Origin of the sequence: Bacillus sp. T17B1, from assembly GCF_026796395.1 — a bacterium.
Classification (GTDB): Bacteria; Bacillota; Bacilli; order Bacillales; family Bacillaceae; genus Bacillus; species Bacillus spizizenii_A.
This window is the reverse complement of the sequence record NZ_JALAYA010000024.1, coordinates 42161-56238: the sequence shown is the minus strand read 5'-3', so window position 1 is coordinate 56238 and position 14078 is coordinate 42161. Positions and strand designations below refer to the sequence as shown.

The 14078-nt window shown below is 39.3% G+C and carries 12 protein-coding genes and 7 pseudogenes; 3 read left to right on the top strand and 16 right to left on the bottom strand.

Features of this window, described 5'->3' with window-relative positions; translation table 11 throughout:
* Window position 1: 1 nt before the first annotated feature.
* Both dbpA and MOF34_RS12605 read right to left on the bottom strand, forming a co-directional pair.
* Window positions 2-1441, bottom strand: a complete 1440-nt coding sequence (dbpA, locus tag MOF34_RS12610; RefSeq protein ID WP_019716239.1) for an ATP-dependent RNA helicase DbpA — start codon at window positions 1439-1441, stop codon at window positions 2-4.
* Between the two features lie 81 nt (window positions 1442-1522).
* Window positions 1523-2671 (bottom strand): GDSL-type esterase/lipase family protein, encoded by a 1149-nt coding sequence (locus MOF34_RS12605; protein WP_268400375.1) that lies wholly within the window; start codon window positions 2669-2671, stop codon window positions 1523-1525.
* 164 nt (window positions 2672-2835) lie between these two features.
* On the opposite strand from MOF34_RS12605, the gene MOF34_RS12600 reads away from it, so the two are divergent.
* Window positions 2836-3177, top strand: coding sequence for a helix-turn-helix transcriptional regulator (locus MOF34_RS12600; RefSeq protein WP_268400373.1), 342 nt, complete (start codon window positions 2836-2838; stop codon window positions 3175-3177).
* Entirely contained in the window at window positions 3174-3695 is a 522-nt protein-coding gene (locus MOF34_RS12595) for a DUF2812 domain-containing protein (RefSeq protein WP_268400372.1), read from the top strand. The genes MOF34_RS12600 and MOF34_RS12595 overlap by 4 nt, the downstream gene beginning before the upstream one ends.
* A 213-nt stretch (window positions 3696-3908) precedes the next feature.
* Here the strand turns inward: MOF34_RS12595 and MOF34_RS12590 are convergent.
* Window positions 3909-4037, bottom strand: a pseudogene (locus MOF34_RS12590) (hypothetical protein); the annotation flags it as partial.
* A 775-nt stretch (window positions 4038-4812) separates the two neighbouring features.
* On the opposite strand from MOF34_RS12590, the gene MOF34_RS12585 reads away from it, so the two are divergent.
* Entirely contained in the window at window positions 4813-5037 is a 225-nt protein-coding gene (locus MOF34_RS12585) for a hypothetical protein (RefSeq protein WP_019716243.1), read from the top strand.
* Between the two features lie 36 nt (window positions 5038-5073).
* On the opposite strand, the gene MOF34_RS12580 is transcribed toward MOF34_RS12585, so the two are convergent.
* From MOF34_RS12580 to MOF34_RS12520, 13 genes and pseudogenes are all read right to left on the bottom strand, one after another.
* Window positions 5074-5748, bottom strand: coding sequence for a hypothetical protein (locus MOF34_RS12580; protein WP_268400371.1), 675 nt, complete (start codon window positions 5746-5748; stop codon window positions 5074-5076).
* 147 nt (window positions 5749-5895) lie between these two features.
* Window positions 5896-6439 (bottom strand): annotated as a pseudogene (locus MOF34_RS21025) (protein rep); the annotation flags it as partial.
* A 162-nt stretch (window positions 6440-6601) separates the two neighbouring features.
* Window positions 6602-7074 (bottom strand): annotated as a pseudogene (locus tag MOF34_RS12570) (YxiF family protein).
* A 142-nt stretch (window positions 7075-7216) separates the two neighbouring features.
* Entirely contained in the window at window positions 7217-7771 is a 555-nt protein-coding gene (locus MOF34_RS12565; protein ID WP_268400370.1) for a DUF4240 domain-containing protein, read from the bottom strand.
* Window positions 7772-8283: 512 nt separating this feature from the next.
* A pseudogene (locus tag MOF34_RS12560) lies at window positions 8284-8610 on the bottom strand (DNA-binding protein); the annotation flags it as partial.
* 225 nt (window positions 8611-8835) lie between these two features.
* Window positions 8836-9243 carry a hypothetical protein gene (locus MOF34_RS12555; protein ID WP_268400369.1) on the bottom strand — a complete coding sequence of 136 codons (408 nt, stop codon included), beginning with the start codon at window positions 9241-9243 and terminating at the stop codon, window positions 8836-8838.
* A gap of 3 nt (window positions 9244-9246) precedes the next feature.
* Entirely contained in the window at window positions 9247-10041 is a 795-nt protein-coding gene (locus MOF34_RS12550; protein WP_419901031.1) for an RHS repeat-associated core domain-containing protein, read from the bottom strand.
* 111 nt (window positions 10042-10152) lie between these two features.
* Window positions 10153-10464: pseudogene (locus tag MOF34_RS12545) on the bottom strand (YxiG family protein).
* A 59-nt stretch (window positions 10465-10523) separates the two neighbouring features.
* Window positions 10524-10801, bottom strand: a pseudogene (locus tag MOF34_RS12540) (DNA-binding protein).
* 231 nt (window positions 10802-11032) lie between these two features.
* On the bottom strand, window positions 11033-11641 hold the full coding sequence (locus MOF34_RS12535) for a hypothetical protein (protein ID WP_268400368.1): 609 nt from the start codon (window positions 11639-11641) through the stop codon (window positions 11033-11035).
* Between the two features lie 16 nt (window positions 11642-11657).
* Window positions 11658-12537: pseudogene (locus tag MOF34_RS12530) on the bottom strand (RHS repeat-associated core domain-containing protein); the annotation flags it as partial.
* A gap of 38 nt (window positions 12538-12575) precedes the next feature.
* On the bottom strand, window positions 12576-12974 hold the full coding sequence (locus MOF34_RS12525; protein ID WP_268400367.1) for a hypothetical protein: 399 nt from the start codon (window positions 12972-12974) through the stop codon (window positions 12576-12578).
* A gap of 723 nt (window positions 12975-13697) precedes the next feature.
* Window positions 13698-14075 (bottom strand): DUF2750 domain-containing protein, encoded by a 378-nt coding sequence (locus MOF34_RS12520; protein ID WP_268400366.1) that lies wholly within the window; start codon window positions 14073-14075, stop codon window positions 13698-13700.
* Window positions 14076-14078 lie beyond the last annotated feature (3 nt).

The following is a 14078-nucleotide window of genomic DNA, read 5'->3' as shown; positions in this document are numbered from 1 at the left end:
ATCATTTATTCGCTTTATTCACCTTGAGCTTCTTCCCTTTGACAGTTGTATCCTTCATCACTTTGAGAACATGAGGGCCTTTTCCGTTTAAAATTTCCACGTAAGAGGCGTTATCCATGATCGTGATAATGCCGATGTCATCAGCTGACACACCATCAATTTTGGCAATCGTTCCTACAAAATCAACGGCTCTGATTTTCTTTTTCTTTCCGCCGTTAAAATACAGCTTCATAATCTCTTTATTGAGCTCTTCGCTTTTGTCCTTTTTGAATGCCGGACGGTCATTCAATTTAGATAGAAAATCAGGCTTCTTCTTGGCCACTTCTTCTTGAGAAGGGGCTTCTTTTTTTTGAATCTCAAACCCGATATATTCTTCAATGTCGGCTAGAAACCGTTTTTCGAAGGCTGTGACAAATGAAATGGCCTTTCCTTTCTTCCCTGCGCGCCCGGTCCGGCCCGTGCGGTGGACGTAGCTTTCCTTTTCAAGCGGCAGATCATAGTTGATGACAAGGGAGATATTTTCAATATCAATCCCGCGCGCGGCGACATCTGTCGCAACGAGGTACCGGTACTCGCCCCGTTTAAATTCATTCATGACGTCGAACCGGTCCTCCTGAATCATTCCGCCGTGAATTTTATCGCACGGATATCCTAAGTCATCCAATTCATCGGTCAGCTGATTGACATGTTCTTTCGTCCGGCAGAAAATGATGGAGCTGTCGGGATTCTCCGTCATCAGCACATCCTTCAGCAAAGAAAACTTATTCTCTTCTGTTACTGGTATCACCGCATGTTCAATATTCCTTGTCGTTAGCCCGGCCGCTTTGATTTCGATATGCTCCGGGTTTTGCATATATTGACGGCTCAATTTCTCAATATCCTCCGGCAGCGTTGCCGAAAACAGCATTGTCGTGCGCTCAGTCGGCAGATGCTTGATGATCGCCTCTACTTGCTCGATGAAGCCCATATTCAGCATCTCATCGGCTTCATCAATGACCAAATAGGAGAGACGGTCTAACGGCAGCGTGCCCTTTTCGATATGATCCAGTACACGTCCCGGTGTGCCGACAACGATGTGGCTTTTTTGCTTTAGTTCAGCTTTTTGTTTGTCAAAGGATGACTTTCCAAACACGGCGGTCGCTTTAATCCGTTTAAAGCGTCCGATGTTTGTGATATCCTCTTGCACTTGCACCGCAAGCTCACGGGTTGGTGTTAAAATCAACGCCTGTGGCTTGTTTTCATCCCAATCCGCCAGCTCACAGAGAGGAATTCCGAACGAAGCCGTTTTTCCGCTTCCCGTCTGTGATTTGACGACAAGATCCTTTCGTTCAAGGGCAACGGGGATCACGCTTTGCTGCACCTTGGTCGGTTCTGTATATCCCAGTCCTTCTAATGCTCGTAAAATGTCATGACTGATTTGATAGTTTTTAAAATGACTCATGTATAAACTCCTGTCTCTTGCAGATGTTCTCATTATACTCTAATTGGCGAAGCCATATGTGTTTTGTTGAAAAATGACGTATTAAAAGCCATCGATTCCCTGGCGTTGTAACTCCTGAACAGCCAATCGCGCCAGTGCGTCGGCTCCCGCGCGGTTTGGATGCAGCGTATCTCCGTCCATGTATAGCGCGAGAGTTTTTTCCGGGCCGATTGATGTAAAGTAAGCCGAGCTGAGGACATTCAAGTCAATGAGGTGCGTTTCTTCCTCTTCGGCCAAGGCCAAAATAGAAGCCCTGTACCATCGGTTGACAGACGAATGGATGCCTTCAGGCGTAAAATCTGTCGCCCGTCCCTGTGGTGTGGAAAGGATGACTTCCGCACCCTTTGCTTTCACCTGACGGATCATATCACGCATCATCTCCTTAAATTCCGCTTCCGATTCATTATGCTTCGGATTTGTGTCATTGATGCCAAGCTGCAACATAAAATAGTCCCCCGGCTTGATATACTTCAAGATCGCCTCCAGCTGCCCGTCATTTCGAAACCCTCTCGCGATCTGCCCGCCGGACGCCATGTTTCTCACTTGAAAGGTGTGTTTGTCGATATAGTGAGGCAGCATCTGCCCCCAGCCCGCCTGCTTGCTGCTGTTGAGCGGATAATAATTGCACACCGTCGAATCGCCGCCGATATAAATGGTTCGATTCGTCACCGGCTGATCAGACAATTTCTTGATTTTCAAGGCGCTCAGCGTAAAAGCGGTGCCTGCTTTCCCCTCTGTCACCAGCAGATTCAGCTGCCCGTCAGTGACAGGGATTTGGAACGTATCCTCCGCGCCGTCCCCCGTCATATTGATGACCTGAAACACACCCTCCGCCGCCACACTGGCCCTCGCCGTATTGCCAAGCGTCACCTTCACCTCATAAAGTCCGTTCGGAAGATCCACGTTAAACGTATTGTCACTTTTCGTCCCATACGCCAAAAACTGAACCGCATCGCTCTTCACACCAGTCCCGGATGCCGCCACATCCTTCATATTCTCCGGTGTTTGAAAACCATAGCCCTTTGACCGCTCATACCGATCAGACGCCCTGACACCAATGTAACCAGGCTCCACCGAACCGCTCCCAAAATCAAACTGATACACCTTCGGCTCCGCCGCCTTCACACTCTTAATCCCTCCGAAACACAATATCAACAACATCACAAAAACCGCAGCCATCCATTTTTTCATCAAGACTCCCCCTCTATGAAAACGTATACATTAATGCATACTCGGTGATTGTTTCTTTATGATGACTGAATGCAGAAAAAAATAGCGTTGACATGCAAAAAGGAAGATTTTAATATATCAATAAGTGATATATCATTTATGGATATATGAAATGAGGTGACACCTTGCCAAAGCAACGTCCACAGGAAATGGATCAGCTTACCGATCCAGCCTATTATATTGTCTTAACATTGCTGGAGCCAAAGCATGGATATTCGATCATGCAGGAGATTGAGGAAATGACCGATGACTCCTTTACGATCGGCCCAGCTACTTTATATACATTGTTAAAGAAATTACTGCAGGGAGAGATCATTGAGCTTGTCAACAATGACAACCCGCGCCGCAAAGTGTACCAGACCACCCTGCACGGCCAAGAATTACTCAAAAAAGAAATTCAGCGCAGAAAAGTGATGGCTGAACACGGCGAACGCGCTTTTCAACAATTGAAAGGGGATCAGTCATGAAACAGAAAAAATATATGATGTCCGACGGCTTGGCTTTTTCAGAAGAAAAAGATATGAAGAGACTAAGCGATATGGCCGGCAAAGGCTGGGTACTCGATTCTTTTGCGTTTATGGGGTATAAGCTTAAAAAAGCTGAGGCGCGGAAGTTGATATACAGCATTGACTATCATGGTGTTGAGGAAGAAAGCTTGGCAGAATACATCGAGATGTTTGAAGCGGCCGGATGGGAACATGCCTGCTCTTCCCATGGAATGCATATCTTTTCTGCTGAGCCTGGGACTTCACCGATATACAGTGATCAATCCACAATGAGAGAGAAATATAAAAGAAGCGAAAAAGACGTTCGAAACGTCGCCTGCACATTGAGTTTCCTGACTCTTTTATCCATTATACTCCATTATGTAACCGGATTATCAAATTGGGTGCCTTTGGCTTTTCTGATTGTGACATTACCGTTTCTCATGACATATGCAGCAGCAAAAGCAAGAACGCTTGGAAAGTGGGGAAAATCAGTGTGACTTCTTGTCACACTTGATCACATCCCATCCTCCGCAATAGAAACTCATTTGGTTTTCTTGAATATACACATAATAACGAAGCCTTTCCCACTGATCATCAGTCGGTAAAATCTCCAATTCAACCCCATCGATGGATTCAAGATCATCCAGCTTCGATGCACTGATGTCTTCAAACCGCAAATGAATGTCGCAGGTTTGAGCTGATAGTTTTAATTCAAACACAGGGATATGAGTATAACGTTCATCTGCTTTCATATAGAAAGTAAACTCGTTGAATGTAAATGGACCTGTATCCTCATCAGAAAGATGCTTTTTCATTTTCTCGTATTGTGTGATATTCATATGGATTCCTCCTATTTTTAGGATTCATCGCCAACCATATAGATGTCCACAGCATCGTAAAAAGCCCCCAAGAAAAGTCCTGTTGAAAAAAAATAAAAGTTTCTATATGTAAAATTATTGTAAAATACCAATCATCAAATTCATCCTTAGGCACTGACTATGAGGGCTAAAGATATATCCATCATTCTGCTAATCTAATGCGTACATTACATTGTTCGTTCCGGTACGTGATTGAAATACTTTAAAATAGAAGCCTCTAAATTCCCCAGCACTCTGCTCTTCTCCTACCTCTTTTTAACTAATAACGCCTTACCACAAAGCAGACTAATAAATTACTTCGTATATTGTTTTATCCAACCATAAATCATTTTTTGACACGGAGCTCTTCGGAAGACAAAAGAGCTTCCATGGTAAAAATCACAGGTGAGAAAAACATGAATATCCCCCAAAGGGGAGTAATTTGTCCCTTTTGAAGCTGACGTGCGATGAAAGGCAATTTTTATTTTAATTTGTCAAACAACAGGAAGAGTTCAATCAAAAGGTATGAAACGTATTGAACCTATTGAGAAACAGTAGCAAGATAGATACGAAATGCTGAGGAAGTCTCTCCGTACCTTCCCAGATAACTCAAAAAATGCTGGCCGCAGCCCACGAGAAATTATGGTAGCAATTATGGAAGTAATAGACTTTACAAACAAACTTATAGTAAAATGACTAATAAAGAGATTCCGTTTCCCTAATGCTCATGAAAAAGATAAAAAGGGAGGATAGTTTATTGTTTTTTAAATCAGATGAAAATGCAGACAAAACAAGTGTTAATATAGCTTTTTACTGCTCATTCATTTATTGGTCTGGATTTTTATTAATCAATAGCATTCTTGATTTATTTAATAAAAGTATAAAAATAAATTCATTTTTATTGTTAATAACAGGATTAATAGTTTTTTATGTCAGTGAATTTGTAGCGAAAAGTATCAGAAAAATAAAAAATAAAAAATAAAAAAAGTGTGAGCGTAAAGCTCACACTTCATTCTTTTTATTGAGATCTACAACTATATGAATTTGTCGCTCCTGAACCCATTTTTGTAATTATGATACCTTTTCCTTTAGAATTACAAGAATCAATAACACTCATACCTAACATTGGGACGGCTGCTAACATTAGCGTAAGGGCAGTCGGATTTTTAGCAAAGATTTTAGCTATAGCTGTAGCTGTGGCCCAAAATCCACTATTATAACCAACCGCACTACTCAGTTGCTTTATTTTGGAGTTGCTAATTTTATATTCTTTATAGTTTATACCCAAGCCCATTGTAGTGAAAGTTTGTTCCTTCTGGTTACTTAGCTTATTTTCATTTAACTCACCAACATATTCACTGAATATTACAAGCGCATCAGTACTTGTTAAAGAAGCAAATGTTTGATTTTTATAACTCACAATAGAATCGTACAACTTCTTAGCTTCAGGGGTCAGTTGGTTGGTTTCTTTTTGAGAATTAGCCGACAGATTTTCCATATCCAGCTTTGCATCTAATTCATTGATTGCCTTAACCAAAACACCAGTATTTTCTACATCCTTTCCAGATACACTTATCACTTCACCACTAGATATGGTTTCATCTACAGACGGTTTCTTACTAGCTGAAGCAGTGAAAGGAATCATACTAAACAAAAACACTGATGATAATAGAAGCACAAAAGTTTTTTTCAATTAAATTCTCCTTCTTTTCTATTAATTTAGGCTGCAACCAATGCCCATACTACAACAAATTATTAGTAAAAGTAAACATTTTTGGTAAATATTATATTTTAATACTCTTAAAATCAAAATAAAGAACAGGACACCGATCCTGCTCTCTTACTTGATTATGTGATTTTTGATCCCCGGATGCCAATGGCCATATTTCAAACGCACCGTTTGCCACCTCGTCATCGTCTTCTTCTATTTTAACTAGATCGCCGTCCTCTACATCACCGAGAGTCAGTTCCTTATGTTTACCTGAGAGCGCTTCATCCAGATGATAAGCCGTATCCAAGTTAGCCTCCGTCACTTTACTTCCGCACAACATGTCCGAAGCCTTCACCTGGTATTTTGAAATTTCCAGAACGGCCTTTTACCCTTCCATCGCCTCGCGCACTTCACTGTCAATCTGCTCCGCGTTGATCTTGGCTTTCCCTTTGACCCGCTGTATGTGTACCCATTGGCGTATAATCAATCCAATTACGGGGTGATATGTATATGTTATTCATGATTTTTTGTAATTTAAAGTTCGGAAATTGTCTAAGATTCTCCTCCCTCTACATTCCGAACCGTCAGAGTGAAAAAACACCCCAGCACAATGGTATTGCCGATTCGCCTTTTCTACGATTAGATTATTATGATATGCGATTTTTAAAGACCGCAGTCAGGCTCACATTGGGCACAACCTCCTCTTCAATTTTATCCCCTGTATTCAAAGTACTAAATGATTTGTTATAAGTATACAAGGCACCGTACTGATATAAAGACATTGAAGCTTTTTCCGTAAAAAATATATTCCAAAGGTTTCCTCATAAGAAAACATCTACCAATAAACAAGCTCGCACCCGTATTCCGTGTGCAATATACATAAACCAACCTGACACTCAGGCTCAACCAAAATAAAACTATGATGGAGAAGCCCTTCGTCGAACTCAATACATTCCAATAAGCCGTCAAGGTGCTCGAGACATTTTCCAAAGGTACAAACTAACGCACCAATTTCGCTGCTGTATTGATGAAACAGCAGAACGTCCCTGTGTCATCATAGGCAACATAGGACTGAGATGTTTTCAAGATCAGCTGTTTCGCCTCCGTTTTTCCGAGAGCATCAACCTCACGGGTGTTGGCTGGTATTGAATTTGATAAAAACAGCTCAAGCAACTGCTTGCTTTTCGCCGGATCAACAAAACGATAAGTGAAGCCTCTTTCTGCACAAGGGACTAGTTTTTCTTTGATTTCACTCTTCAACAAACGTCTTTTATTCTCGGCGAGTTTTTCGATCAATCTGTTTTGCATGAGCCACCTTCCCTCCGCCGTTAATTTCTCAAGTTCTATTAAATTGTTTCATCATTCTCTTGTCTTCTTTGTCATGTATCATTCAGATTTGTTCTAAAAAAAGCTTGTATCGCTTATTGATACAAGCTTCATATTCTACTACTTAAAACTCGCCCAGCGGATTTTCCCCAAAACGCTTCCACAGTTTTGGAAACCTTTCAGGCAAATCTTCTTCTTCCCAATCGAATTCAATCTCGTCCGATTCGGCAAGTCCCTTTTGTTCAAGCGCATCTAAAAGCTCGTTGTGTACTTCATCATCCCATTCATCGTCGCCAGTCTTTATATATGTCAACGCTTCGATTGCCACTGACAGCAAGTCTTCATTTTGCGGATAGCCTTCCTCGTCAAGCGTTTCCTCCGTGATGTATGCTGCCAAATACTCGTGATCACCCAGCACTTTTTCGAACGTCTCTTTGCCTTGGGCAATCAGCCATCCGCGGAAATAATCAAATGTATCGTCCGAACAACCATCCATGAGAATGTAGGCAGCTCCCCATAGGGAAGACTGGTAGCTTTTTTGCATTAAAATTTGAATCATAAACTCAAAATCCACGATCTCATCGTTATCTTTTTTCAATAATGCATCACGCAGCCACTCATTGGGTTCTTCTTGGCTGCCAGCTTGGTCAATAAGCTGCCAAAAAGATGTTTCATTCATTTGGTTATTCCCCCTCTGATATCCCTCTTATAGATCCCAAAGTCTGATATTGCATAAATAGCATTACTTGTTAGTTTCAGCTGTTGTATCGAGAGCTCCTGCCCATCTGGATCACAGCACTTCACCTCTTGCACCGGCATACTGACATCAGCCGGGATGAGGGACAGTGAATGTTCATCTCTGCATATCCAAAACCCGTCATCTGAAATTGCAAGCTGGTCATATACTCCAGAATATTCTTTATCAGAAACAATCCACACTCGTCTCACGTCAATCTCATCAAACGCAGCAATGACTGTATAAGAGTAATACAGCATGTATATCAGTCCATCTTTTTCTGCAAGTGCATAGCAGTCATCTACTACGGGCGCATATATTTCTGAAAGCTGTTGATCAATATGAGTTTCCTTTAGTTGTCCGTCTAAAGTGAAGCACAGCACACTTTGTCCATTCGAGTTCTCATCATCATAAATGCCTTCATCACTTAAACCGACCCATAGGTTTTGTTTCTCATCCAGAAGGCTGCATGAAGTCCCTGAAGGCAAGTAATAAGCACTTTTCACTCTTCCCTCTTCTGAAAAAACCTTTACCTTTGGCTCGTACGATTCGTAATAAACAAAGACATAGCCATTTTCATATTGTTGAAAGAGCTGAATATCGTTGTAAGCCACCTGCTCTTTCACTGTGAAATCCCGAATATCACCAGTAGGATCATAGATTGAAATGGTCATATCACCTTTCACACCTTTTCCAATGTAGACACGCCCCTGTGTATCAGCATGGAAAAAACAACCATGGGTGTCCGTGTTGATGATTTTATTCATTTTTAATTTTTTCATTGATTATGCTCCCAGGTTAGAAATGAAGTGATAGGAATAAGCCATTTATTAGCTATTAGTAACGGACCGTGACTAAGATAGTACAGTCTGGTTTCATTAATCGTTTTGGGATAAATCTACTTTCCAATCCAGCCTTTTAATTGCGATGACGTTGTCTTTTACCTATTGTCTGGTTGCTGTTACGTTGTATAAGAAAAGAGAGGCTAACAACCTCTCTTTCTTTATTTAGTTGTTTAATTGGTATGCATAAAATGATTGATCATCAAAGCGAACTGTTTCAGCTTCTATAGCAATCAGCATTCTGTTCATGTCAATGAGAAAGTTAGCATTTGATTGATACTCCGGAATTACAGAATTTGATAGATTTCCGATTCCTTCTAGATGATAACTCATCTCAAAAACTTGCCAATTGTATTCTTCCGAATCTATTTTTTCCAATCTTATATCACCGTCACCTCCATTAAAATAAACAGAAGCAACATTTTGAAAAATAATATTATGCGTATATTCACCTTTGTTTTGAACAACCTGAATCTCAATTAAGAGCTCTTTTTTAAACACATTAAAGTCGATTTGAAGTACACTGCATCCCCCATCTATGTAATCTACCCATTGGTTAATTGTTTTGTACATAATTTATCTCCCCTTACGTAATCTTTTATTGATATTTCTATATGAATGCCACCTTAGTTTAATATGAGTCTCAGCTTGATTATTTGAATAGTGTCCCTTTGCGTTCATGGCCCCTTTTTTATGATGACTCATTCGATAATAAGGTCTTTTCCTTTGTCCTGAATTCCTTCCCATTAATCTTACTGTATGTTTTTTAGTAGTAACTACCCAACCTTTTTTAGTTTTAGCCCTTTTAATTACGCCTTTGTTTGCCTTTGCAACTTTTCTAGCATTCCAATACGTTTTAGATAATTTTCCAGCTTTATATAGAGTACGTCCTACTCGTAGATAGTTTCCTCCGATTGCTCCGCCAGCAGCACCTAAGGCTACAGATCCAACTAACCTCCAACCTCTTGCTCCCTTTGCCTTGGCAGCTTTGTAAGAAGAGACTCCTCCAATTAAAGCACCTGCTACCATCCAAACCCAATGCCCATCCGGATCAACATTCATCACCGGGTTATTGTTTCCATAAGCATACCCATTCTGATCCAATGAATCTCCGTCGCTGCCCGGGTCTGGGTCGAGCGATAGGAACACGCCGTTTCTTGGCTCGTAGTAGCGGGACATGAGATAGTACAGGCCGGTTTCTTCGTCGTATTGGTAGCCTGCGTAGCGGTAGCGGTTGTCTTTTACTTCATCGCTTGCTTCGGTTTTTGTCGTAGAAGTAATTGGTGACGTGCCTATTAACCAATTTTTGAATCCTGTTTCCTTTTTCACCATTTGTTTGTACGAACGGTTTGTCACGCCTTTTTTCGTCACGGCTGTATGTTGCTCGCGCATCCCACGTATTACATGTATTTGCCGTCAGATGTGTAGTTTGGTTTTTATCATATAAGAAAAGAGAGGCTGTTCACCTCTCTTATTTTTTTATTATGGTTTTGGATGATATGCATAAAACGATTGATCATCAAAGCGAACTGTTTCAGCTTCTATAGCAATCAGCATTCTGTTCATGTCAATAAGAAAGTTAGCATTTGATTGATACTCCGGAATTATAGAATTTGATAGATTTCCGATTCCTTCTGGATGATAACTCATCTCGAATACTTGGCCAATTGTATTCTTCCGGATCTATTTTTTCCAATCTTATATCACCGTCACCCCATTAAAATCTAAATGAAGGACACTACACCCCTCATCTATATAATCAACCCAATCATTAATTGTTTTGTACATTGTCATCTCCTACCTCGTTTTAATCAATAACGCCTTGCAACAAGCAGAAAAATTAATTACTCCGTCTATGGTTTGATCCAATCATTTAAATCATCTGTTGAATGCAAATAAGCATCAGGAGAATCTTTCAAATCAATCCCGCTTAAAAGGATTAATATATCCCAGACTCTATCGTTTTTTACTTCAGGGTCACCCGCATAAACATAAGTGCCCGCCCAATCTGACACTTCTTCTCTTGTTGTTTGTCCATTTAAGACACTTTTGATTTTATTTATGCATTCTATTAGCTTTGGCTCTGTCAAAATGATCTCCACCGTATTCAAAGTACTAAATAGTTTGTTATTAGTTTACAGGTTTTTTTTCATAAAAGAGTTCACAACCATATTTGGTGTGAACTAAACAGATTGCACATGTATAGATTGCGCGCGTTGTTCTACCTCAACAAACTGATAAGTAAATCCATTTCCCTCACACCTTTTTAGTTTTTCATTCACTTCTTTTATTAAAAAATGCCTCGTATTTTCCTTGAGCTTTTTAGCTAATTTTCTTTTCACTTTTCTATTACCTAAAAACCCTATCTCATTTGATAATTTTGGATAATTTTGTTTTTCACTTCATTAGGAATAATACCATCTTCATAAATCTGCTCCTGCAATTCTAAAACATCATCATCTAATGTTTTCCAGTTATTCTCTTCCAGCAATTCTCCTTGTTTGTCGGTAAGTCCAAGAATACATATTTCTTGATCTATATTTCCCCATATAGCCCACTTTCGAGAAGGAGATAACCATACAACCGTCGTTGTCGTAAATTGAATGGAACCTATTTCTCCTGGGCGGACACCATTGGGTTCAGTCCATAATAATTCAGAATACTCTTCTTTTGTTAAAGAAGAAGGAGTCCATATCCAATTGTAGTAATCTGAAAATTTCCGGTAAGTTTCCGGTGGCGTATCAAGAACTGCTGTAAGAATTTGATTATCAGAATAATAGTTTGCCAGTAACTTTAAAGTGTCCCAAATGTCGTCGCCCCACAACGCGGAAAATTCTTGAAACCAAAAATATTTGTATTGTTCATGAAAGACTTGATCAGGAAACATTTCACTCGTTTTAAATGTTTGATTTACCCATTGTTTGAACTGTTTTAATTGATGTTTATCTTCTATAAAGAAATTTTTTTTCAATGCGAATTTGCCTCCTTTATCTCCTTAATCTAATTTTTAATTTTGCTCTTTTGGCACCATATGGATAATAATCTGCCGTAGGAGAACCCTCTTTAGAGTGCCGTCTAATAAAATATCGCCTTCCATTTTTATGCATACTTATTCCTTTTAATTCATTTCCTTTTCTAACTATAGACTTTCTCCATCCCTGTCTCCTCAAATTTTTTTCAAAAGTACGGGCACCTATATTAGTTGTTCTATTTCTAGTTATCGCTTTCTTTCCCGAAGAATTACTATATCTAGAATATGCACCTTTTCTAGCCCGTACACTTTTTCTAGAAAGTTTATATGTTTTAGCAGCTTTATAAACCCTCTTAGCACCCTTAAATATCTTCCCAGGCCCAAAGTTAGAAGCAGCCGCCCAAGCAGCACCTTTCCATCCTTTACCTGATTTATATGCCTTATACCCATCATAGGCTGCAAATCCGGCATTTACCACAAGCCATACCCAATGCCCATCCGGATCAACATTCATCACAGGGTTATTATTTCCATAAGCATACCCATTCTGATCCAATGAATCTCCGTCGCTGCCCGGGTCTGGGTCGAGCGTTAGGAACACGCCGTTTCTTGGCTCGTAGTAGCGGGCCATTAGGTAGTACAGGCCGGTTTCTTCGTCGTATTGGTAGCCTGCGTAGCGGTAGCGGTTGTCTTTTACTTCATCGCTTGCTTCGGTTTTTGTCGTAGAAGTAATTGGTTACGTGCCTATTAACCAATTTTTGAATCCTGTTTCCTTTTTCACCATTTGTTTGTACGAACGGTTTGTCACACCTTTTTTCGTCACGGCTGTATGTTGCTCACGCATCCCACGTATTACATGTATTTGCCGTCAGATGTGTAGTTTGGTTTTTATCATATAAGAAAAGAGAGGCTGTTCACCTCTCTTATTTTTTTATTATGGTTTTGGATGATATGCATAAAACGATTGATCATCAAAGCGAACTGTTTCAGCTTCTATAGCAATCAGCATTCTGTTCATGTCAATGAGAAAGTTAGCATTTGATTGATATTCCGGAATTACTGAATTTGATAGATTCCCAATTCCTTCCGAGTGATAACTAATCTCCCAATTGTATTCTTCCGGATCTATTTTTTCCAATCTTATATCATCGTCACCTCCATTAAAATAAACAGAAGCTACATTTTGGAATATAATATTATGCGTATATTCAGCTTTATTTTGAACAACCTGAATCTCAGGTAAGAGTTCTTTTTTAAAGAACTGATAATCGACCTTTAAAACATTGCAACCCCCGTCAATATAATCTATCCATTGTTCAATTGTTTTGTACATTCTTCCTCTCCTGACTAATCTCTGTTTATATACCAACAAATCCGTATATAAAAGGGGCTTGATGAAAATCATAAATTCTCATCAAGCCGAAAAAGTATATACCTTTTATCCAATCATTAAATCATCTGTTGAAAACAAATAAGTACATGAGAGTCCTTAAAATCAATCTCGCTTTTGATTTTAATTATGCATTCTATTAGCTTTACCGCGGTTAAATTGATCACCACGTATTCAAAGTTACTAAGAGGATGGTCCTTGCAAAATAAAGCTAATAGAAAGTAATTGACCTTCAAATTCAATAAAATTAATAAACAGTCTAGATGCGCAATTTCTTTCAGGGTACTCTTGATAGCTCCCACTTCATCACTATGTGTATGAAATAGATAGACAATATCATTTATGCTCTAAAACCCAAGATAAAAATGGTTTCTTTTAATAACTGTTCAGCTTCCTTTTTGCTATTCACCGTGAATTTTCGCGCAACATACATTCAATAGAATTTGATAAGACTGCTTCCAATAAATCGCGGCTTTTCCCTACATCAGCGAATTGGTAGGCAAAACCTCTTGCCGTATCTTTTTTACTTTTTATGATATCCATTTAGTTTTTCAGATATTTTTTTCATAAAACACTACCTTTTTTAGTTATTGATAGAAAAACTCCTTTCACAGTTAATTAAATTAAGAGCGAGCGAAGATTGTCTGTCTTAAAAAGTCTTTATAATTAATAGTTTTCTAATTCATCCTCGATATCAGAGTGAACTTGAGGAATTGGTATTGAAATTGAATCATTATTATTGAAAAAAATAGAAATGCTGACTTTATCTTCAAGCATACCAGGAAGCCAGTTCTCTACAAAATCCTCTAAACTTATTGATTCCGGGTTTGTATCTTTCCACTTCTCAATTGCACAATATTTTGCATGCTCTTTTGTTGGCCAAAAATGAAGTTGTATTTTTCCATTATCGTCTTCAGATGTAACCCATCCTTTCTCATTACTTAATGACCAGACTTCTTCATAATCAACAACTTTCTTAATAAAATAACGATATCTTTTATTAGGATCTAACCTTAACGTCATTACAAGTTCTTTTTCATTCATTTT